Source organism: Streptomyces sp. ADI96-02 (assembly GCF_003846185.1).
Classification (GTDB): Bacteria; Actinomycetota; Actinomycetes; order Streptomycetales; family Streptomycetaceae; genus Streptomyces.
Genome location: NZ_ML123034.1, coordinates 216,044 through 236,015, shown reverse-complemented (window position 1 = coordinate 236,015; position 19,972 = coordinate 216,044). Strand labels below are relative to the sequence as shown.

Annotated in this window: 16 protein-coding genes and 1 pseudogene; 8 read left to right on the top strand and 9 right to left on the bottom strand. The window is 73.0% G+C overall.

The genetic code is table 11. The features are described 5' to 3' along the window. The first annotated feature begins 156 nt into the window (after window positions 1–156). Window positions 157–1,737: a glycosyltransferase family 2 protein gene (locus tag EES43_RS01005; RefSeq protein ID WP_124266872.1), complete on the top strand. Its 1,581-nt coding sequence runs from the start codon at window positions 157–159 to the stop codon at window positions 1,735–1,737. Then, on the top strand, window positions 1,737–2,765 hold the full coding sequence (locus EES43_RS01000; protein ID WP_124266871.1) for a glycoside hydrolase family 26 protein: 1,029 nt from the start codon (window positions 1,737–1,739) through the stop codon (window positions 2,763–2,765). The genes EES43_RS01005 and EES43_RS01000 overlap by 1 nt, the downstream gene beginning before the upstream one ends. 42 nt (window positions 2,766–2,807) lie before the next feature. Here the strand turns inward: EES43_RS01000 and paaK are convergent, their stop codons facing one another. Then, window positions 2,808–4,100 (bottom strand): phenylacetate--CoA ligase PaaK, encoded by a 1,293-nt coding sequence (gene paaK / locus EES43_RS00995; protein ID WP_124266870.1) that lies wholly within the window; start codon window positions 4,098–4,100, stop codon window positions 2,808–2,810. Window positions 4,101–4,270: 170 nt separating this feature from the next. Between paaK and EES43_RS00990 the strand changes: the two are divergent. Continuing rightward, a pseudogene (locus EES43_RS00990) lies at window positions 4,271–5,083 on the top strand (alpha/beta hydrolase); the annotation flags it as partial. A 93-nt stretch (window positions 5,084–5,176) separates the two neighbouring features. On the opposite strand, the gene EES43_RS00985 reads toward EES43_RS00990, so the two are convergent. Next, the gene (locus EES43_RS00985; RefSeq protein ID WP_124266868.1) at window positions 5,177–6,799 is read right to left on the bottom strand and encodes an acyl-CoA synthetase; all 1,623 of its coding nucleotides are present in this window, start codon (window positions 6,797–6,799) and stop codon (window positions 5,177–5,179) included. A gap of 166 nt (window positions 6,800–6,965) precedes the next feature. Between EES43_RS00985 and EES43_RS00980 the strand changes: the two genes are divergently transcribed. The 5 genes from EES43_RS00980 to EES43_RS00960 all read left to right on the top strand — a co-directional run bounded on the left by EES43_RS00980 (window position 6,966) and on the right by EES43_RS00960 (window position 11,542). Beyond that, complete coding sequence (locus EES43_RS00980; protein WP_124266867.1) at window positions 6,966–7,766, top strand: crotonase/enoyl-CoA hydratase family protein; 801 nt, start codon at window positions 6,966–6,968, stop codon at window positions 7,764–7,766. Window positions 7,767–7,781: 15 nt separating this feature from the next. Then, window positions 7,782–8,729: a Zn-ribbon domain-containing OB-fold protein gene (locus EES43_RS00975; protein WP_124266866.1), complete on the top strand. Its 948-nt coding sequence runs from the start codon at window positions 7,782–7,784 to the stop codon at window positions 8,727–8,729. Then, window positions 8,730–9,782, top strand: coding sequence for a thiolase domain-containing protein (locus EES43_RS00970; RefSeq protein WP_124266865.1), 1,053 nt, complete (start codon window positions 8,730–8,732; stop codon window positions 9,780–9,782). Continuing rightward, window positions 9,775–10,941, top strand: a complete 1,167-nt coding sequence (locus tag EES43_RS00965; RefSeq protein WP_124266864.1) for a thiolase domain-containing protein — start codon at window positions 9,775–9,777, stop codon at window positions 10,939–10,941. Before EES43_RS00970 ends, EES43_RS00965 begins: the two co-directional genes overlap by 8 nt. Window positions 10,942–11,041: 100 nt before the next feature. Next, a complete protein-coding gene (locus EES43_RS00960) occupies window positions 11,042–11,542 on the top strand; it encodes a hypothetical protein (protein WP_124266863.1) in 501 nt (166 codons plus the stop codon). Window positions 11,543–11,641: 99 nt separating this feature from the next. Here EES43_RS00960 and EES43_RS00955 read toward each other — a convergent pair whose 3' ends face one another. The 7 genes from EES43_RS00955 to EES43_RS00925 form a co-directional block, all read right to left on the bottom strand. Then, the gene (locus EES43_RS00955) at window positions 11,642–12,949 is read right to left on the bottom strand and encodes a sensor histidine kinase (protein ID WP_124266862.1); all 1,308 of its coding nucleotides are present in this window, start codon (window positions 12,947–12,949) and stop codon (window positions 11,642–11,644) included. Further along, entirely contained in the window at window positions 12,946–13,611 is a 666-nt protein-coding gene (locus tag EES43_RS00950) for a response regulator transcription factor (RefSeq protein ID WP_124266861.1), read from the bottom strand. Before EES43_RS00950 ends, EES43_RS00955 begins: the two co-directional genes overlap by 4 nt. A 125-nt stretch (window positions 13,612–13,736) precedes the next feature. Beyond that, window positions 13,737–14,939, bottom strand: coding sequence for an ABC transporter permease (locus EES43_RS00945; RefSeq protein ID WP_124266860.1), 1,203 nt, complete (start codon window positions 14,937–14,939; stop codon window positions 13,737–13,739). Continuing rightward, window positions 14,936–15,646: an ABC transporter ATP-binding protein gene (locus EES43_RS00940; protein ID WP_206430155.1), complete on the bottom strand. Its 711-nt coding sequence runs from the start codon at window positions 15,644–15,646 to the stop codon at window positions 14,936–14,938. The genes EES43_RS00945 and EES43_RS00940 overlap by 4 nt, the downstream gene beginning before the upstream one ends. A gap of 59 nt (window positions 15,647–15,705) precedes the next feature. Continuing rightward, a complete protein-coding gene (locus tag EES43_RS00935; protein WP_124266858.1) occupies window positions 15,706–16,890 on the bottom strand; it encodes a peptidoglycan-binding protein in 1,185 nt (394 codons plus the stop codon). Further along, window positions 16,887–17,462, bottom strand: coding sequence for a hypothetical protein (locus tag EES43_RS00930; protein WP_206429974.1), 576 nt, complete (start codon window positions 17,460–17,462; stop codon window positions 16,887–16,889). The genes EES43_RS00935 and EES43_RS00930 overlap by 4 nt, the downstream gene beginning before the upstream one ends. A 281-nt stretch (window positions 17,463–17,743) precedes the next feature. Continuing rightward, entirely contained in the window at window positions 17,744–19,957 is a 2,214-nt protein-coding gene (locus EES43_RS00925; protein WP_124266856.1) for a terpene synthase family protein, read from the bottom strand. Between the last annotated feature and the right edge of the window lie 15 nt (window positions 19,958–19,972).

The window sequence follows — 19,972 nt, the reverse complement described above, 5'->3', positions numbered from 1 at the left end:
CTCAAAGGTGGTGACACTCAGTGCGCGGACGGCCGTCCGCGGCACCGACACCCCCGGAGCACGCATGGACCGCCGTACCCTCCTTCCGATCCGGCACGACGCGCCGATCGCGCCCCTCGGCCGCGCCCCTCGGCGCAGACGCCCCGGGAGGACGGCATGACCACGATCGGCACCGACCGGGCCGTCGAACACCGCCCCCGGGCCGCCGCCGCGCCGACCGCGGTACTCCCGCTGCCGCCGTCGGACACGGAGAAGTACGGCTACGTCCGGCGCAGACTGCCGGTGCTCGTCGGCAGCTCGATCGTCGGAGTCGGCTGCCTGACAGTGAGTCAGGTCGGTATGACCCTCTCCAGCCCGCTGCTGTGGCTGCTCGCCCCGTTCCTGGCGTTCACCCTGATCTACTACGTGATGTCGTTGCGCGTGAACGTCTTCACCCGCGACTTCGACGTCGACGCGCACCGGGCGCTGGTGGCGGCCTGGCAGCCCGCGAACCCTCCCTCCGTCGACGTCTTCCTGCCGGTGTGCGGAGAGCCCGTCGAGGTCCTGCGCAACACCTGGACCCATGTCCGGGCGCTCGCCGACCGCTATCCCGGCGAGTGCCGGCCCTTCGTCCTGGACGACTCGGCCGATCCCGAACTCCGCGCGATGGCCGAGGACTTCGGGTTCCGGTACGACAGCCGGGCCAATCGCGGCTGGTTCAAGAAGGCGGGCAACCTCCACTTCGGCTTCGAGCGGACGTCGGGCACGTACATCCTGATCCTCGACGCCGACTTCGCCCCGCGTCCGGACATGCTCCACGAGCTGCTTCCCTACCTCGACGCGAACGAGCGGCTGGCCGTCGTCCAGTCCCCGCAGTACTTCCGGGTGCTGCGGACGCAGAACTGGATCGAGCGCGGGGCGGGGGCGGTCCAAGAGCTGTTCTACCGGGTCGTGCAGGTCTCCCGGCAGAGCCTGGACGGGGCGATCTGCGTCGGAAGCTGCGCGGTCTACCGGCGCTCGGCGCTCCAGGAGAACGGCGGCACCACCCTCATCGAGCACTCCGAGGACGTTCACACCGGATTCGACCTCCGGCGCCTCGGCTGGGATCTGCGCTACGTGCCGATCGCGCTGGCGACCGGGGTGTGCCCGGACAACGCGGCGGCGTTCCACAGCCAGCAGTACCGCTGGTGCTCCGGCTCGATGAGCCTGCTGGCCAGCGCCAAGTTCTGGCAGGCCGGAATGCGACCCGCCACCCGGCTGTGCTACCTCTCCGGCTTCCTCTACTACCTGCACACCGCGCTCTTCACCTTCGTCGCGCCGCTGGTCCCCATCACCCTGCTCCTGGCGTTCCCGGACAAGATGCGGTTCGAGAACCTCTGGCTGGTGCTGCCGGCTCTGGTGCACGCCACGATCGTGTTCCCGCTGTGGCACCGGGTCTCCTACCGCACGGAGGCGTGGGCCGTGCGCCTGATGTACGGATGGGCGCACGTCTTCGCCGTCTGGGACGCCGTGCGGGGCCGCTCCCTGGGCTGGCAGGCCACCGGCTCCGCCGCCGTGCGCGGACGGCGCGGCCGGGGACGCCACGCCTGGCTGCTGCTGTGGGGGCTGGCCACCAGCCTGCTCTGGGTCGGGGCGGCTGCCTGGCGTTCGCTCACCATGGACCCCGCCGACTTCTTCCTGCTGCTGATCTCCGGGATCTTCTACGCGTCGATCGTCGGACGCCTGCTGGTACAACCGCGTGTGATGGGAGCCCTGTGATGTCCGTTCTCCGACGTTCCGCCCTCGTGGCGTCGCTCGCCCTCGCCGTCCTCGGACCGCTCTGCGCCGGGCCCGCGGCGGCCCGGACGCCCGACGCCGCCCCGGCCCCGCGGCCGGCCGCGACCGCCGCCGCTCCGGCCGCCGACGCGCCCTACGACGTACGGCACCTGCTCCGCCCGGCGAAGAAGTACCTCGGCGTCTCCCGGCCGCAGGCGCCGAACTCCATGGAGCCGGTCAGGGATTTCGGCCGGATGGTGGGCAAGCAGCCCAACCTCGTCGTCTACTACGCCGGCTGGGGACACGGCTTCGACGCCACGGGTGTGCGCAACGCGTGGCGGGAGGGCGCGCTGACCATCGTCTCCTGGGAGCCGCGGGGGACCACGCTCGCCGCCGTCGCGGCCGGACGCACGGACGACTACGTCAGGAAGTACGCCGAGTCCGTGCGCCGGCTGAACCTCCCCATCGCGATCAGCTTCGCCGACGAGATGAACGGCGACTGGGAGGAGTGGGGCACAAAGTTCGCCACGCCCCGGGAGTACGTCGCCGCGTGGAAGCGCCTGCGCGCGATCTTCGACGAGGTCGGCGCCACCAACGTGATCTGGACCTGGTCGCCGAACATCGTCCGCCCGGTCGACCGGGCGCGGATCGCCCTGAAGCCCTTCTACCCCGGAGACGACCAGGTCGACTGGGTGGGAATCGTCGGGTACTTCACCGACTGGGACCCGCACACTTTCCAGGGGCTGTTCGGGCCGACGCTGGACGAGCTGCGGCCCTTCACCCGCAAGCCGATGGTCATCCTGGAGACGGCTTCCATGCCCGGCGATCGCCGGGCCGGGCACGTGAAGGAGCTGTGCGACGGCGTGACGGCCTCCCCGGACATCGTCGGATTCAGCTGGTTCGACTACGACGCCCGCGCCGACTGGCGGCTGGCGGGCGACCGGCCGGGGACCGAGGCGTTCCGCCGGTGCGCGGCGAGGGACGTCTTCGGATTCGACGTGCGCGACGCCCGCGCGCCCCGGCGCGGGTGAGCGCCTGGCCGGATCGCCTCCGGCCGGCGGCGCCCACCGGCGTCAGGCGGTGGCGTCCCGCAGGTCCACGATCCGCCGGATCTTGCCCACCGAGCGCTCCAGCGACTCCGGGTCGACGATCTCGACGCCGACGGACACGCCCACCTCGTCCTTCACCGCCGCCGTGATCGCCAGGACCGCCTTCTCGCGCTCGGCGGCCGTGGCGTCGGGCCGCGCCTCCGCGCGGACCGTCAGCGCGTCCATCCGCCCCTGCCGGGTGAGGACGAGCTGGAAGTGCGGGGCGACGGCGGGCGTGCGCAGGACGATCTCCTCGATCTGCGTGGGGAAGAGGTTCACGCCGCGCAGGATCACCAGGTCGTCGCTGCGCCCGGTGATCTTCTCCATCCGGCGGAACACCCGCGCCGTGCCCGGGAGCAACCGCGTCAGGTCCCGGGTGCGGTAGCGGACCACGGGCATGGCCTCCTTCGTCAGCGAGGTGAAGACCAGCTCGCCCTCCTCGCCGTCGGGCAGCACCTCCCCGGTGAACGGATCGACGATCTCCGGGTAGAAGTGGTCCTCCCAGATGTGCAGCCCGTCCTTCGTCTCGACGCACTCCTGGGCCACGCCGGGGCCCATCACCTCCGACAGTCCGTAGATGTCCACGGCGTCGATGGCGAAGCGCTCCTCGATCTCCCGGCGCATCTCCTCGGTCCACGGCTCCGCGCCGAAGATGCCGACCTTGAGCGAGGTCGAGCGCGGGTCCACGCCCTGCCGCTCGAACTCGTCGAGGAGCGTCAGCATGTACGAGGGCGTGATCATGATGATCTCGGGGCGGAAGTCCTGGATGAGCCGCACCTGCCGGGACGTCATGCCGCCGGAGGCCGGGATGACCGTGCAGCCGAGACGCTCCGCTCCGTAGTGCGCGCCGAGCCCGCCGGTGAACAGGCCGTATCCGTAGCTCACGTGCACCTTGTCGCCGGGCCGCCCGCCGGCGGCGCGGATCGACCGGGCGACCACGTCGGCCCAGACGTCCAGGTCCCGTTCGGTGTACCCGACGACGGTCGGCCGGCCGGTCGTGCCGCTGGAGGCGTGGATCCGCCGTACGTCGCGCTCCGGCACGGCGAACATCCCGAACGGGTAGTTGTCGCGCAGGTCGGCCTTGGCCGTGAAGGGGAAGCGCGCCAGATCGGCGAGTGTGCGGCAGTCCTCGGGCCGCAGCCCGGCGCTGTCGAAGGCCGTCCGGTAGAAGGGCACGTTCTCGTACGCGTGGTGCAGTGTGGCCCGGAGCCGTTCCAGCTGGAGAGCTTCCAGCTCGTCCCGCCCGAGTCGTTCCGCAGCGTCCAGCATCGCCGTCATTCGGTCCTTCCTCTCCCGAAACAGACGACCGATCATTCGGTCGATCTTCCTGGGAGCAGTAACGCAGGGATGCCGGGGTGCTGGCAAGGGGGGTGAGCGTTCCTTGATCCGGCGGGCCGCCGGGGAGGGCGGCGGCGGGCGGCCCGCGGCTCTCTGTTTGGATGGCGGTCATGCCGATGTTCTCCGCGTACGACACGACACCGCTCGCCTACCGCCTGGTGGGGGAGGGGGAGGGGGAGCCGCTGATCTGCCTGCCCGGCGGGCCGATGCGGGCGAGCGCGTACCTGGGAGATCTCGGCGGGCTCTCGGCCCGGCGGCGGCTCGTCCTGCTCGACCTGCGGGGCACCGGGGGCTCCGGGGCGCCCGCGGACCCCGCGACGTACGCCTGCGACCGTCTCGTCGACGACGTGGAGGCGCTCCGCGCCCACCTCGGCCGGGACCGGATCGACCTGCTGGCGCACTCGGCCGCCGCGGACCTCGCCCTGCTCTACGCCGCCCGCCGCCCCGAGCGGGTGCGTACGCTCACCCTCGTCACGCCCGGCGGCCGGGCCGTCGGCGTCGAGGCCACCGAGCAGGACCTGCGCGCGGCGGCGGAACTGCGCAGCGGGGAGCCCTGGTACCGGGAGGCGCGGGCCGCACAGGAGGCGTTGTTCGCCGGCGGCCCGTTCGCGGAGCTCTGGCCCGCCGTCCGGCCGCTGACCTACGGCCGCTGGGACGACGCGGCCCGCGCGCACGCCGCCGCCTCTGCGGAGCAGGTCAACCCGCGGGCCCGCGCACGCTACGCCGACTGGTCGCCCGATCCCGCCGCCACCGTCGCCGCCCTGCGCGGGCTGGCCGCTCCGGCGCTGGTCCTGGCCGGGGAGCTGGACGGCCACCCGCGACCGGAGCGGGCCGCCGAGCTGGCAGCGCTGCTGCCGCACGGCCGGTGCGCCGTCCAGCCCGGAGCCGGGCACTTTCCGTGGCTCGACGACCCCGGAGCGTTCACCGCCGCCGTGACGGACTTCCTCGCCGGCGCCGACCAGCGCTGACGGGCCGACCAGCGCTGACGGGCCGGCCGGGCGGGCCGCCGGCGCGGCTCAGCCGTCGGTCGCGCCGGCGGCGACCGTCTTCGCCCACCGGTAGTCCGCCTTGCCGCTCGGCGAGCGCTGGATGCGCTCGGTGAGCACCAGGGCCCGGGGGATCTTGTATCCGGCGAGCCGGGCCCGGCAGTGCGCCTGCACCGCCGACAGGTCCAACTCCGGTGCTCCCTCGCGTAATTGGAGGACGGCGGCGACCCGGTTGCCCCACCGCTCGTCGGGGACGCCCGCGACGAGCGCGTCGTAGACGTCCGGGTGGGCCTTCAGCGCCTGCTCGACCTCCTCCGGATAGACCTTCTCGCCACCGGTGTTGATGCACTGCGAGCCCCGGCCGAGCACGGTGACGATGCCGTCGGCGTCCACCGTCGCCATGTCTCCGAGCAGCACCCACCGCTCCTCGCCCTTGCGGAAGAAGGTGGCCTCGGTCTTGGCCGCGTCGTTGTAGTAGCCGAGCGGCACATGGCCGCGCTGCGCGATCCGGCCGGGCTCGCCCGGTGCCACCGGCTCGTACGTCGCCGGATCGACCACGGCCGTACGGGCGTTGACCCGGAGCCGGAACCCGCGCTCGGGTCCCGAGTCGGCGGTCGCGGTGCCGTTGAAGCCCGATTCGGACGAACCGAAGTTGTTCAGCAGCGTCACGTTCGGCACGAGCGCCTGGAACTCCGCCCGGACCGAGTCCGACATGATCGCCCCGGAGCTGGACACCGAGAACAGCGACGAGCAGTCCGTCGAGCGCAGCGGACCCTTCAGGCACTCGATCAGCGGGCGCAGCATCGCGTCGCCGACCAGCGACACGCTGGTGACCTTCTCCCTCTCGATCGTCCGCAGCACCTCGGCGGGCACGAACTTGCGGTGGATGACGACGCGTTGGCCGAAGTTGAAGCCGATGAAGGCCGTCAGGGTGGAGGTGCCGTGCATCAGCGGCGGCGTCGGGAAGAACGTGATGCCCGCGCCGCCCGCCGCGACGCGTTCCGCCAGCTCCTCGGGGGCCTTCACCGGTTCGCCCGTCGGCGCGCCCCCGCCGAGGCCGGAGAAGAACAGGTCCTCCTGGCGCCACATCACGCCCTTCGGCATGCCCGTCGTGCCGCCGGTGTAGATGATGAACTGGTCGTCCCCCGAACGCGGTGCGAAACCGCGCGCGGGCGAGCCCGCCGCCTCCGCCTCGCCGAAGGGCACCGCCGTGAGGGGCGGGCGGGCCGCCGGGGAGCCGCCCACCCGCAGCAGGTGGCGCAGGGCGGGAGCCTGCGGGGCCGCCGCCGCCACCCGTTCGTCGAACTCGCCGTCGAAGACCAGCGCCGCCAGGTCCGCGTCGCGGTAGAGGTAGACCAACTCCTCTTCCACATACCGGTAGTTGACGTTGACCGGGACGAGCCGCGCCTTCAGCGCGCCCAGGACGCTCTGGAGGTATTCGACGCCGTTGTAGAGGTGCAGGCCCAGGTGCTCGCCCGGACGCAGGCCGGCGTCGAGGAGGTGGTGGGCGATGCGGTTGGCCGCGGCGTCCAGCCGCGCGTAGCTGAGCCGCCGCTCCGCCCCGGTGCCGGGATGGTCGACGTACAGAAGTGCCTCCCGCTCCGGCACCGCGTCGACGACCGACTCGAACAGGTCGGCAAGGTTGTACTCCACCGTTCCTCCTGACCCCGGATGGCTGGCGGTCCGGGCGTCATTAGAGCGCCGGGCGGCACAAGTGGGAAGAGGGGAAGCCGAAAGAATCTGACTAGGTGTCAGAAAACTATTGAACTGCGCCCCCGCCTACTGCAACCTGTTCCAGGTCTGGAGACAGGAGTCGGTCATGGGCGGTACGGAACACCTCACCGTGCGGCGCGAGGGCGCCACGCTGGTGCTCACCTTGAACAGGCCACAGGCCAGGAACGCGCTCTCGCTGCCGATGCTCGTCGGGCTGTACGACGGCTGGCTCGCGGCCGACGCGGACGACACGGTCCGCTCCGTCGTCCTGACCGGGGCGGGCGGCGCCTTCTGCGCCGGGATGGACCTCAAGGCCCTGGCGGCCGGCGGCGGGGAGGGCGAGGAGTACCGGGCGAGGCTGACGGCCGACCCGGACCTGCACTGGAAGGCGATGCTGCGCCACCACCGCCCGCGCAAGCCCGTCATCGCCGCGGTGGAGGGCCCGTGCGTCGCGGGCGGCACCGAGATCCTCCAGGGCACCGACATCCGCGTCGCCGCGGCGGGAGCCACCTTCGGGCTCTTCGAGGTGGCCCGGGGACTCTTTCCCCTCGGCGGCTCCACCGCCCGGCTGCCCCGCCAGATACCCCGCACCCACGCCCTCGAAATGCTCCTCACCGGACGCCCGTACACCGCCGAGGAAGCCGCCCGCATCGGGCTCGTCGGCCGGGTCGTGCCCGACGGCGCGGCCCTGGCGGAGGCGCTGGCCGTCGCCGAGCGGATCAACGCCTGCGGGCCGCTCGCCGTGGAGGCCGTCAAGGCGTCCGTCTACGAAGGGGCCGAACTGACCGAGAGCGAGGCCCTGGCCGCCGAACTCAAGCGCGGCTGGCCCGTCTTCGCCACCGAGGACGCCAAGGAGGGCTCCCGCGCCTTCGCCGAGAAGCGCCCGCCCGTCTTCCGCCGGGCCTGAGCCAAGGAGACACCCATGTCCGACGTCCTCAGCGCCCCGCTGGTGGTCGAGTTCCCCTTCACCCGCTCCCTCGGCCCCGTGCAGAGCGCCTTCCTCACCGGACTGCGCGAACGCACCGTGCTCGGCGTCCGCACGGACGACGGCCGGATCCTGGTGCCGCCCGTCGAATACGACCCCGTCACCGCCCGCGAGATCCGCGACCTCGTCGAGGTGGCCCCCGCCGGCACCGTGACCACCTGGGCCTGGAACCCGGCCCCGCGCCGCGGCCAGCCGCTGGACACCCCCTTCGCCTGGGTGCTCGTCAGGCCGGACGGCGCCGACACCGCCCTGCTGCACGCCCTCGACGCCCCCGGCCCCGAAGCCGTGCACACCGGAATGCGGGTACGGATCCGCTGGGCGGCCCGGCGGACCGGCGCGATCACCGACATCGCCTGCTTCGAACCCGACGACGGCGAGGCGTCCACGGCCCATCCGCTCCCGCACAGCGGCGAGTTCGCCGATCCCGTCACCGGCATCGTCACCCCGGCGCGCCTGGACTACGTGCACACCACCGGCCGCGCGCAGAGCGCCTACCTCAAGGCCCTCGAAGGCCACCGCACCGTCGGCGAACGCTGCCCCGCCTGCCGCAAGGTCTACGTCCCGCCGCGCGGCGCCTGCCCCACCTGCGGCGTCGCCACCGACGAGCAGGTGGAGGTCGGCCCGCGCGGGACCGTCACCACCTTCTGCATCGTCAACATCAAGGCGAAGAACCTCGACATCGAAGTCCCCTACGTCTACGCCCACATCGCGCTCGACGGGGCGGACCTCGCCCTGCACGGCCGGATCGCCGGCATCCCCTACGACCAGGTCCGCATGGGCCTGCGCGTCGAGCCCGTCTGGACCGAGGAGGCCCGCCACCCCGACCACTACCGCCCCACCGGAGAGCCCGACGCCGACTACGACACGTACAAGGAGCTGGTGTAGATGCGAGACGTGGCCATCGTCGCCTTCGCCCAGACCGCGCACCGGCGGCGCACCGACGAACTCTCCGAGGTCGACCTCCTGATGCCCGTCCTGCACCAGGTCCTCGACGCCACCGGCCTGAAGGCGAACGAGATCGGGTTCACCTGCTCCGGCTCCGCCGACTACCTCGCCGGACGGCCCTTCTCCTTCACCATGGCGCTCGACGGCGTCGGCGCGCACCCGCCGATCTCCGAGTCCCATGTGGAGATGGACGGCGCCTGGGCGCTGTACGAGGCATGGGTGAAGATCCAGACCGGCGAGGCGGACACCGCGCTCGTCTACGCGTACGGCAAGTCCTCGCCCGGCGAGCTCCGCGACGTCCTGACCCGCCAGCTCGACCCGTACTACCTGGCCCCGCTCTGGCCGGACTCCGTCGCCCTCGCCGCCCTCCAGACGCAGGCGCTCATCGACGCGGGCGTCACCGACGAGCCCGCCCTCGCCCGGGTCGCCGCCCGCAACCGCGCCGCCGCCACGACCAACCCGCACGCCCAGCTCGCCGGAGACGTCCCCGCGGGCGACTACGTCGTGCACCCGCTGCGCACCGGCGACTGCCCGCCCATCGGCGACGGGGCCGCCGCCGTCGTCCTGGCCGCGGGCGACACCGCGCGGGCGCTGTGCCGGCGGCCCGCCTGGATCCGGGGCATCGACCACCGCATCGAGGCCCACGGCCCCGGCGTCCGCGACCTGACCGACTCGCCCTCCGCCCGGCTCGCCGCCCAGCACGCCGGGGCCTTCGAACGCCCCGTGGACACCGCCGAGCTGCACGCGCCCTTCACCTCCCAGGAGGTCGTGCTGCGCCGGTCCCTGAGCCTCGGCGAGGAGACCCGCGTCAACCCCTCCGGAGGCGCGCTCGCCGCCAACCCGGTGATGGCGGCGGGCCTCATCCGCCTCGGCGAGGCCGCGGCCGGTATCCACCGCGGCGAGTCCGACCGGGCCCTCGCCCACGCCACCTCCGGCCCCTGCCTGCAACAGAACCTGGTCGCCGTCCTGGAAGGGGAGAGCGCTCATGCCTAAGGAGCCCGTCGCCGTCGTCGGGATCGGCCAGACCAAGCACGTCGCCGCCCGGCACGACGTCTCGATCGCCGGACTGGTCCGCGAGGCCGCCGCCCGCGCCCTGGAGGACGCCGGCCTGACCTGGAGCGACATCGACGCCGTCGTCATCGGCAAGGCCCCCGACTTCTTCGAGGGCGTCATGATGCCGGAGCTGTACCTCGCCGACGCGCTCGGCGCCGTCGGCAAGCCCATGCTCCGCGTCCACACCGCGGGATCGGTCGGCGGCTCGACGGCACTCGTCGCCGCGGGCCTGGTCGCCGCCCGGGTCCACCGCACCGTCCTGACCCTCGCCTTCGAAAAGCAGTCCGAGTCCAACGCCATGTGGGGCCTGTCGCTGCCCGTGCCCTTCCAGCAGCCGCTGCTGGCCGGGGCCGGCGGCTTCTTCGCCCCGCACGTGCGCGCCTACATGCGCCGCACCGGCGCACCCGGCACGGTCGGCTCCCTCGTCGCCTACAAGGACCGGCGCAACGCCCTCAAGAACCCCTACGCCCACATCCACGACACCGGCATCACCCTGGAGCAGGTCCAGTCCTCGCCCATGCTCTGGGACCCGATCCGCTACTCCGAGACCTGCCCGTCCTCCGACGGCGCCTGCGCCATGGTCCTGACCGGACGCGAGGGCGCGGCCCGCTCGCCCCACCCGCCGGCCTGGGTGCACGGCGGAGCCATGCGCAGCGAACCCACGCTCTTCGCGGGCAAGGACTTCGTCTCCCCGCGCGCGGGCCGCGACTGCGCCGCCGACGTCTACCGCCAGGCCGGGATCACCGACCCGCGCCGCGAGATCGACGCCGTCGAGATGTACGTGCCGTTCTCCTGGTACGAACCGATGTGGCTGGAGAACCTCGGGTTCGCCGCCGAGGGCGAGGGCTGGAAGCTCACCGAGGCGGGCGTCACCGAACTCGACGGCGACCTGCCCGTCAACCCCTCCGGGGGCGTGCTGTCCACCAACCCCATCGGCGCGTCCGGCATGATCCGCTTCGCCGAGGCCGCGCTCCAGGTGCGGGGCCGGGCCGGGGAGCACCAGGTCGACGGAGCGGCGAGAGCGCTCGGCCACGCCTACGGCGGCGGCGCGCAGTTCTTCTCCATGTGGCTCGTCGGATCCGAGCCGCCGCCGGGCTGACCCGGAGCACGCCGCGGGCCGTCCGGGCGGCGGCCCGCGGCCCCTCCGCTCCTCCCGGGCCCGGCTCCGCGACGTGAGCCGGGACACGTAACATGGCAGCATGTCCTTCCTCCGCCGCCGTAGCGCCGCAACACCCGCGGGCCCGGACTTCGACGTCCTGGCCATGGACCCGGGGGACTGGCCCGGCAACCTCGGCGCCGGTCTGCTCCCCGCCCCCGACGGCAGCTGCCAGGGCGTCTTCCTCCGCTACGACCTCTACGGTGGTCGCGGCCCGGCCATGATCATCGGCAACCTCCCGGCCGGTTCGCCCGCCCGGGAGACCGAGGAGGGCCAGGTCCCCTTCGAGGTCGCGCAACTGCTGCTCGCCCTGGAGAACGACGAGCCGGTCGAGATCGTCAGCTCCGAGGACCTTCCGGTGATGCAGGGGGACAACCTGCTGATCGTGCGCCGGATCAAGCTCTCCGAGAGCCGGATCGCCTGCGTCCAGTTCGACCGCAGCGACGGTGTGCTCGTGACCATCGCCAGCTGGGACCGGCCGATCACCGACGACCTGTACACCCTCCTCAAGCCGCTGCCCGCGGAACTGTTCCAGCAGGGGTGAAACGTCCCTGCTGAGGCCGTCCGGAGCGTTCCGGACGGCCTTACGCCGTCCGTCCGTGCGGCCGACGGCCAGCGCCCTCTCCCGTCCCGGCCCCGGCCCTCAGGCGACGACGCCGGGCAGCGCGACCTCGATCTCCAGCCCGCCGTCGGCGGGAGGCTCCGCGCGCAGCGTGCCGCCGTGGGCCCGCACGATGGAAGCGACGATCGCCAGCCCGAGACCGTGCCCGGCCGGGCGGTCCGGCCGGTCCGCCTGCCGGGTGTCGAGACGGTGGAACGGCTCCAGGGCGCGCTCCACGTCCGTCCGGCTCAGCCTGCGCCCGCTGTTGCGCACCACCAGCAGCGCACCGCCGCCCTCGCGCCCGGCCACCCGCACCGCGACCGTGCCGCCCGGACGGTTGTGCCGGATCCCGTTGTCGACCAGGTTGACGACCAACTGCCGCAGCAGGACCGGATCGCCCCGCAGCCGGCCCGCCCGGCCCGACACCGTGAGCGAGACCTCCGCCCGCTCCGCCTGCGCCACCGCTTGGGCGCACACGTCCCGCGCCACGGCGTCCAGCTCGACGTCCTCCTGCGCCACCGCGCCGTGCTCCGCCCGCGCCAGCGTCAGCAGAGCCTCGGTGATCTCGGTCGAGCGCCGGTTCAGCGCGAGCAGTTTTGGCCCCAGATCCTCCAGCCGGTACGCCTGCGGGGCGGCGAGCGCGACCTGGAGCACCGTACGCATGCCCGCCAGCGGCGTACGCAGCTCGTGCGAGGCGTTCGCCGCGAACCGCCGCTGCGCCTGGAACGCCCCGTCCAGGCGTTCCAGCATCGCGTCGAAGGTGTCGGCCAGCTCCCTGATCTCGTCCTTCGGCCCGTCCAGCGCGATGCGTTCGTGGAGGGTGGACCCGGCTATGCCCCGGGCCGTCGTGGTGATGCGCTGGAGCGGGGACAGCATCCGCCCCGCCACGAACCAGCCGAGGATCACCGCGATCACCAGCAGCACGAGGAGCGCCACGGCGCTGAACATCAGCAGGGCGTGGAGGAAGTCCTCCTTGGTGGAGACCTCGAACGACGTCACGCTGCCCGTCGGGGACGTGCACATGGCAGCCGTGGCGGTGTCCCCGGACGACGTGAGCCGGCGGAGGACGCCCTCGGCCGCGTCGAGGAACCCGCCGCTCTCCGGCGGGGCGGAGCAGTCGGGCCGTAGCGTGAGGCTCTCCGGCTCCATCGCGCCGGAGAACGAGGGGCGCAGGACCGGCTCGCCGTTCTTCGTCCCCGGCCCCTCCAGCGTCTCGCCGTAGACCGGGACGTACTTCATGAAGACGTACAGGAGGCCGATCATGGCCGCTCCCGCGCCCGCGAAGAGCCCGGCGTAGGTGAGGGTCAGCCGGGTGCGGATGGTGGCCCGGCGGCGGGCCGCGCCGCTCACGGTGCCGGGGCCAGGTAGTAGCCGACGCCGGTCATGGTGTGCAGCAGGGGAGGCGATCCGAGCTTGCGGCGCAGATTGGAGACGGTGACGCGCACCGCGTTGGTGAACGGGTCCGCGTTCTCGTCCCAGCCCTTCTCCAGCAGGGTCTCCGCGCTGACGACCCCGCCCTGCGCCGCCATCAGCAGATGCAGCACCGCGAACTCCTTGCGGGTCAGCCGCAGGTATCTGCCGTCCCGGTACGCCTCGCGCCGGAACGGGTCCAGGCGCACGTCGGCGCAGTCCAGCACGGGCGGCGGCGGTGTGCCCGCACGGCGGTGCAGCGCGTGCAGCCGGGCCACCAGCTCGGGGAACTCGAAGGGCTTGGGCAGGTAGTCGTCGGCGCCGAGCCGGAGCCCGCCCACCCGGTCGTCCAGCGACGCGGCGGCCGTCAGCATCAGGATCCGCACCGGACTCCGCGCCGACGTCAGCCGGCGGCACACCTCGTCGCCGTGCACGTCCGGCAGATCCCGGTCCAGGACCACCACGTCGTAGTCGTGGCAGCTCAGCCGGTCGAGCGCGGACGCCCCGTCGGTCGCCAGGTCGACCGCCATGGCCTCTCGGCGCAGACCCGCCACCAGGGCCTCCGCCATGTACGGCTCGTCCTCCACGATCAGCACCCGCATGTGTTCCTCTCCTCGCTCCGACTCGTAGCGCCGCCGATCGGGCCCGCACCGTCCGCAGGCCGGACGCAGGCCGGACGCCGGCCGCTTCCCGCCGCGCGGACGGCGGGGAGCGGCCGGCTCCGCGTTCACGCCGCGGCCAGCGCCACGGTCGGCGGTGTGCGGGCGGCCCGCAGAGCGGGGTACAGCCCGGCGAGAGCGCCGATGACCATCGTCGCGGCGACGCCGCCGACCGGGGCCACCAGGGGAATCGCGGTCGGCCATCCCCGGCTGAGAGCGTATCCGGCGGTGACACCGGCCCCGAGCGCGGCTCCGGCCAGCCCGCCCAGCGTGGACAGCAGCAGGGCCTCCACCAGGAACTGGCGGGTGATGTGGCGGCGGGCCGCACCCAGCGCGCGCCGCAGGCCGATCTCCCGGCGGCGTTCGATGACGGTGATGACCATGGTGTTGGCCACCCCGATACCGCCGACGAACAGCGCCACCCCGCCGAGCCCCACGAGCAGGCCGGTGAAGGACTCCTCGGCCGCCTGCCGTGCCTTCAGCGCGTCCGACGGACGGCTGACGACGACGTTCTGCGGATTCTCGGCGTCGACGGCCCGGGGCAGCAGCACCCGTACGCTCTCCACCAGGTGGTCGGCGGACCGCTCGTACACCAGGGTGGGCCGCCCGTCGAAGCCCAGGTACGTCTCGGCCGCCGCCCGGTTGACCAGCACCGCGGTGTCCAGCTCCGGCGCGAGCGGCACCGGCGCGACGACGCCCAGCACGGTGAAGTAGCGGTCGCCGAGCCACACCTGCTCGCCCGCGCCCGTCACACCGAGCCGCTGGGCGGCCCGGTGGCCGAGCACGGTCGTCGGGTAGCCGGCCGGCGCCCGGTCCAGCCAGCCGCCCGCGGCCAGGGTGCCGCGCAGGGTGGCCAGCAGGTTCCCCTCGACGGCGAGGACGGACAGGGCGTTCGACTCGGCCCGGTGCACCCGGGCGTTGCGGTAGGCCCCGACGCCCGTGATCTCGCCCGTCGCGCTGACGGAGTCGACGCCGTCGGCGCGGGCGACCGTCCGCACGGTGGTCGTCGGCAGCGGGACGGGAGCACCGGTATCGGGATCCTCGCCCGGGGCGACGGTCAGCAGGTTGGTGCCGAGCCTCTCCAGTTCGGCGTCGAGATGCGCCTGGCTGGACGCGGAGATGCCGAGCACGGCGATCATCGCGGCGATCCCGATGGCGATGCCCGCGGCGGAGAGCACCGCGCGCAGCGGACGCGTACGCAGCCCGGTCGCGCCCAGCCGCAGCAGATCGCCGGACCGCAGCCGCGAGGCGAGCGGATGGGTGCGGTTCACGTGGCGTCCCCGTTCCTGAGCCGCACGGCCGGTCCGGCGGCGATGTCGTCGACGAGCCGGCCGTCCCGCATGAGCAGCCGGCGCGGCAGGCCGGCGGCCAGCTCGTTGTCATGCGTGATGATCACGACGGTGGTGCCGTCGCGGTGCAGCTCGCGCAGCAACTCCACGACGAGCCCGCCCGCGTGGGTGTCCAGCGCCCCGGTCGGCTCGTCGGCCAGCAGCAGAGCCGGCTCTCCCACCACGGCGCGGGCGATGGCGACGCGCTGCCGCTCGCCGCCGGACATCTGGTGCGAGCGGTGCCCCAGACGGTGGCCGAGGCCCACCCGCCGCAGCGCCGCCTCGGCGCGCTCCCGCCGCCGCCTGCGGGGCATCCCGGTGTACAGCAGCCCGTCCGCGACGTTGTCGAGCGCACGTGTGCCCTCGGCGAGGTGGAAGTGCTGGAAGACGAAGCCGATCCGGTGGGCGCGCAGGGCGGAGAGGCCGCGGTCGTCGAGGCGGGCCACGTCGTGCCCGTCGACGAGGACCTGTCCGTGACTGGGGCGGTCCAGGGTGCCGACGAGATGCAGGAGCGTCGATTTGCCGGATCCGGAGGGGCCGACGACGGCGAGGAGTTCCCCCGGCCCGATGTCGACGGTCACGTCCCGCAGCGCGTGGACCCGGTGCTCCCCGTCGCCGTAGGAGCGGCCCACGCCGGTCAGCCGGACCACCGGCTCGGCCGTGCCGGCGAGGCCGCGGGGCAGAGCCGCGGGGCCGGGAGCGGTGGCGGTCACAGGCGCGGCACCCCCACCCGTACGCCCTCGGTGATGCCCGGACCGCTCACCTCGGCCCTGCCGTCGGCGAACGCGCCGGTCCTCACCTTCACCCGGCGGACCTGGCCGCCCTCGACGATCTGCACCGCGAATCCGCCGTCGGGCAGCGGCAGAAGGGCGGTGACCGGCACCGAGTACACGTTCTTGGCCTCCACCTTGCGCAGCACCACGGTGACGTCGGCGCTCGGGAGCTTCCCGACGTCCCCGGGGGAGTCGAGACGCACGGTGACGGGCACGACCTTCTTGCCCTGTTCGTTCAGCCGCTGCTGACCGACCGAGGCCACGGTCCCGTCGGTCCGGTCGCCGTCCGGCAGCTCGATCTCCACCGACGCGCCTTCGAGGGCGAGTTCCTGCGCCTCCAGGGGCACCTGGGTGCTGACCCGCTGCCGGGAGCCGCCGGCCCGCAGCACCTCGCCGCCGGGCACGGCCGCGTCGCCCGCGCGCACCGCGGACTTCTTGATCCGCAGGTCGCCGGGGGCGAAGACGACCCGGCCCAGTTCGAGCTTTCCGCTCTGCGGCAGACCGTTGTTCTTCTGCCAGCGCTTCAGCGCCGCCTCCGTCTTCCGGGAGAACTCCTCGTCGACGGTGAAGTCGGTGTAGCCGAGGGCCGCCAGGTTCTCCTCCAGCATGCGGACGTCCTTGCCGTCCTTCATCCTGGCCCTGAACTCCCGCCAGGCGGGCAGGTCGCCGCGCATGAGGACCACCGGCCGGTCGTCGACCGCGTACAGCCGCTCGCCGCGTTCGACGACGCTGCTCGCCGCGGGCAGCCAGGTGAAGGTCCCCGCGATCCGGTTGGTGACACGACGGTCGCCGGAGAACTGCAGGGTGCCGAAGGACCGCACCTCGGAGACCAGGTCCCCGCGCACGGCCTTCTCCGTGGCGGGCGGCAACGGCTCGCCCGAGGCGGGCTCCCGTTCCGTCCCCGTCCGCCCGTACAGCAGGCCCGCGCCGACGGCGGCGGCCACCACGGCCACGGCGACGGCCACCAACAGCCCACGACGGCCCCTGCCGCCACCACCGCGCCGCCCGCGTCCGCGCCCGCCCGAACCGTCGGCCCCGGGCGTCCGGCCGACGGTGACGGCGGGATCGTCGCCCGCCCCGTGCTCCTCGGCGCCCTCGACCGGTTCGACGACCTCTCTCACTGGGCGCCGCCCTGCTTCGCGAGCTCCTTGATCTTCTTGCTGAGCGCGTCGTTCTCGGACGTGCACGCCTTCTGGGCCGCCGTGTACTCGGGCGTGATCTGCATGCTCACGTTGCCGTTCGCGTCCGGCTCCGGCTGCTCGTAGCCGTTCTTGCGCATACACGTCAGATACGTCAGCCGCAGCGCCTCGACCTCGGGCGACTTGAGAACGTCGGAACTCAACCCGCCCGTCATCGCGCCGCTGCCGGGAAGCTCGCCGCAGACCTTCTCCAGCTTGTCCAGCACCCGGGGCGGAGTGCCCTCGGGAATCTGCGGCCGCTCGCCCGGCTTCGGGTCGTCGACCTCGACGCCGTTGTCCCGCATGCACGCCGCGTAGACGACACCGGGGTCCTGTCCGGAGTCCGGCGTGGAATCCCCGCCGCCCGTGCCGCCCGCCGTGTCGCCTGCCGCGGGCGCGTCCGCGGCTGGCTTGTCGGGGGCCTCCCCCGAGCACGCCGCCGTTCCGACGGCGAGCAGCACCGCCAGCACGCTCGTGGCGAGACGTTGTCGCGAAGTACGGGCGGACACACGCATGGGGACCTCCGGTGCTGCTGCGGCTCAGGGGCCGGACAGGGAACGAGGACGCCGCCGGGAAGACGAGGAGGACCTCGGTGGCGACGCCTGGTACCGAGCACATCGCACCCGGCTTATCGCCACCGTCTGCGCATTTCCTTACGTTCACGAAACATCCGGTCTGCGCGACCCGGGACCTCCGGTGAGCGGGACCCGGCGCACCGCCGCCGCACGGCACGGGCCCGCCGCGCTGTCCGCACGACGGGCCCCGGCCCCGCTTCACCGGCTCCGCGCCGGCCCGGCTACACCCCGCTGCCCGCCAACTGGGCCATCAGCCGTGTCACCTGGGCCGCGGACGTGCCCAGTCCCGTGGGCCCGCTGATGTGCCACGGTGTGCCGTGCCCGCGCCGCAGGTCCTCCTCGCGGTACCGCCGGCAGCCCCGGTGCCAGATCAGGATGCCCGCGAGCCAGTGCTTGAGCTCCAGCACATAGCCCGCCAGCACCTCCCGCGCCTCGGCGTCCAGATCGAAGTCGTCGTACAGGACGGGCAGTTCGACCTCGGCCACGTGCAGGAACTGCCGCAGCCGCGACTTCATCAGGTCGTGCACGATCGCCACGCCCGTCGGGTAGTCGACCGCGAAGAAGTTCTGCACGACCAGGACGCCGTTGTGCACCTCGCCCTCGTACTCGATCTCCTTCTGGTACGAGAACAGGTCGTTCAGCAGGCAGGCGTAGTCCGCCGCGGCGTTCTCCAGCGACCTCATCGGGCCGCTGCGGTAGACGGCGTCCGGGACCTTCCGTCCGTGCCCGAGCCGGCACAGGCTCATCGTCAGGTCCGAACCGAACGTGGCCCGCCGCATCTCCACGTAGTCCACCGGGTCGGGAATACGATTCTGCGCCTGGTTCGCCAGCTCCCACAGCCAGCTCGCGGTCATCGACTCGACCGCCTCCCGGAACGTGCGCCGCCCGCTCAGGTCCATCGGCGCGGCCGTCCGGCGCCACAGATCGCCCAGTCCCCGCTCCAGCGCGTTGACCGGCTCCGGCGCGCCCCCGCCGTCCAGCGGCATGAACAGCGACAGCCGCTCGTTGGCCAGCCGCGCCCCCGCCAGGTCCCTGGTCCGCCCGTGCACCACCGGGAACCAGTCGTCCCCGTACGTTCCCCAGGCCAGCCAACCCGAGGAGAGGTCCAGTTCGTCCGGCGTCGCGTCCGGATGCAGCCCCGCCGCGCACAGCGGCAGGTCGATCGCGATCAGCCGCTCCTCGTCCCAGATGTGCGACCCCGGCACGCCCGGCTGCGCCTCCAGGATGCCCATCCGCCGAGACCAGTCCACGAGCCGCGACCGCGCCCCCTCCAGATGCGGACTCAGCGTCGTGCCGAACGGCAGCTCGAAGTCGGGCAGGAGCGAGGGGCCCACGTGCTGGTAGGGCACATGGGTGTGGCTGCGCGCCCGCGCCGACTCCGCACGCGTGGTGAACCTGATCGACGCGGCGGACATGCCGAAGCCGGCCACCGCCTCACCCGCGCCGCCCCCGTTCATGTACCGGCTGGAGCGCATGTGCCACTCGTGGCCGCCCGACTGCCAGTCCTGGAGCCCCTTGACGTAGGCGAGGACCGCCGTGCTCTCCGCCGGTCCGAGGCCCTTCTCCGCGCAGAGCGGTCCCAGCTCGGTCAGCGCGGTGTTCTCGAACTGCTGGAGCCGCGAGGTGAGCAGGTCGTTGACGGCCTCGGCGGCCTCCTGCGTGGTGCAGCCGAGGAACCGCTCCAGGACCAGTACCCCGTTGCTGTTCTCGCCCTCGTCCTCCACCTCGCGCTGGTACGAGAAGAGGTCGTTGCGCAGGTGCACCCCGTCCGAGAACGCGTCGCGCAGGACCCGCAGCGGGCGCGCGTCGGCCACGGAGGCGGGCACCTCGGCGCCGGCCGCGTACTCCACCAGCCCCGCCGACCAGGGCGCGCCGCCCACCTTGCGGCGCATCTCGATGTACTCGACGGGGTTGGCGATCCGCCCCTCGTTGATGTTGGAGAGCTCCCACAGCGACTCGTTGAGCAGGTTCTCCGTCGCCTCGGCGAACCGCGCCCGCCAGGCGTCCGACATCGCCGGGACGGTCCGCGCCCACAGGTCGGCGAGGCCCGCCTCGACGGGGTTCCGCGGCTTCGGAGTCGGTGCGCCCCGCTCCATCGGCATGAACGCCGGCAGCCGGTCCAGATACCGCTTGCCGCCCTCGCGGTCGTGCGTGCGCTTGAACAGCTCCAGGAAGTGGTCGTCGAAGAAGAAGACCCACACGTACCAGTCGGTGACCAGCGACAGCGCCTCGGCCGAGCAGTCGGGATGCGTGTAGGCGCACAGCAGCGCGTAGTCGTGCGCCTCCAGGTCCGCCGCCTCCCAGATCCCGGAGCCCTCCAGCATCCCCATGCCTCGCGCCCATTGCCGGGTGTGCGTGCGTGCCGCCTCCACATGAGGGTTGAGCCGCGCCGGATACGGAACGTAGAAGTCCGGCAGTGAGAAGGGCTGTGCCATGTGCGTCATGCCTTT

What these genes read in the sequence shown, in the direction of transcription:
- EES43_RS01005 (WP_124266872.1), top strand. Translation starts at nt 157, where the DNA reads ATGACCACGATCGGCACCGACCGGGCCGTCGAACACCGCCCCCGGGCC.
- EES43_RS00970 (WP_124266865.1), top strand. Translation starts at nt 8,730, where the DNA reads ATGCGAGACGTGGCCATCGTCGCCTTCGCCCAGACCGCGCACCGGCGG.
- EES43_RS00950 (WP_124266861.1), bottom strand. Translation starts at nt 13,611, where the DNA reads ATGCGGGTGCTGATCGTGGAGGACGAGCCGTACATGGCGGAGGCCCTG.
- EES43_RS00975 (WP_124266866.1), top strand. Translation starts at nt 7,782, where the DNA reads ATGTCCGACGTCCTCAGCGCCCCGCTGGTGGTCGAGTTCCCCTTCACC.
- EES43_RS00980 (WP_124266867.1), top strand. Translation starts at nt 6,966, where the DNA reads ATGGGCGGTACGGAACACCTCACCGTGCGGCGCGAGGGCGCCACGCTG.
- EES43_RS00965 (WP_124266864.1), top strand. Translation starts at nt 9,775, where the DNA reads ATGCCTAAGGAGCCCGTCGCCGTCGTCGGGATCGGCCAGACCAAGCAC.
- EES43_RS01000 (WP_124266871.1), top strand. Translation starts at nt 1,737, where the DNA reads ATGTCCGTTCTCCGACGTTCCGCCCTCGTGGCGTCGCTCGCCCTCGCC.
- EES43_RS00925 (WP_124266856.1), bottom strand. Translation starts at nt 19,957, where the DNA reads ATGGCACAGCCCTTCTCACTGCCGGACTTCTACGTTCCGTATCCGGCG.
- EES43_RS00960 (WP_124266863.1), top strand. Translation starts at nt 11,042, where the DNA reads ATGTCCTTCCTCCGCCGCCGTAGCGCCGCAACACCCGCGGGCCCGGAC.
- EES43_RS00930 (WP_206429974.1), bottom strand. Translation starts at nt 17,462, where the DNA reads ATGCGTGTGTCCGCCCGTACTTCGCGACAACGTCTCGCCACGAGCGTG.
- paaK (WP_124266870.1), bottom strand. Translation starts at nt 4,100, where the DNA reads ATGACGGCGATGCTGGACGCTGCGGAACGACTCGGGCGGGACGAGCTG.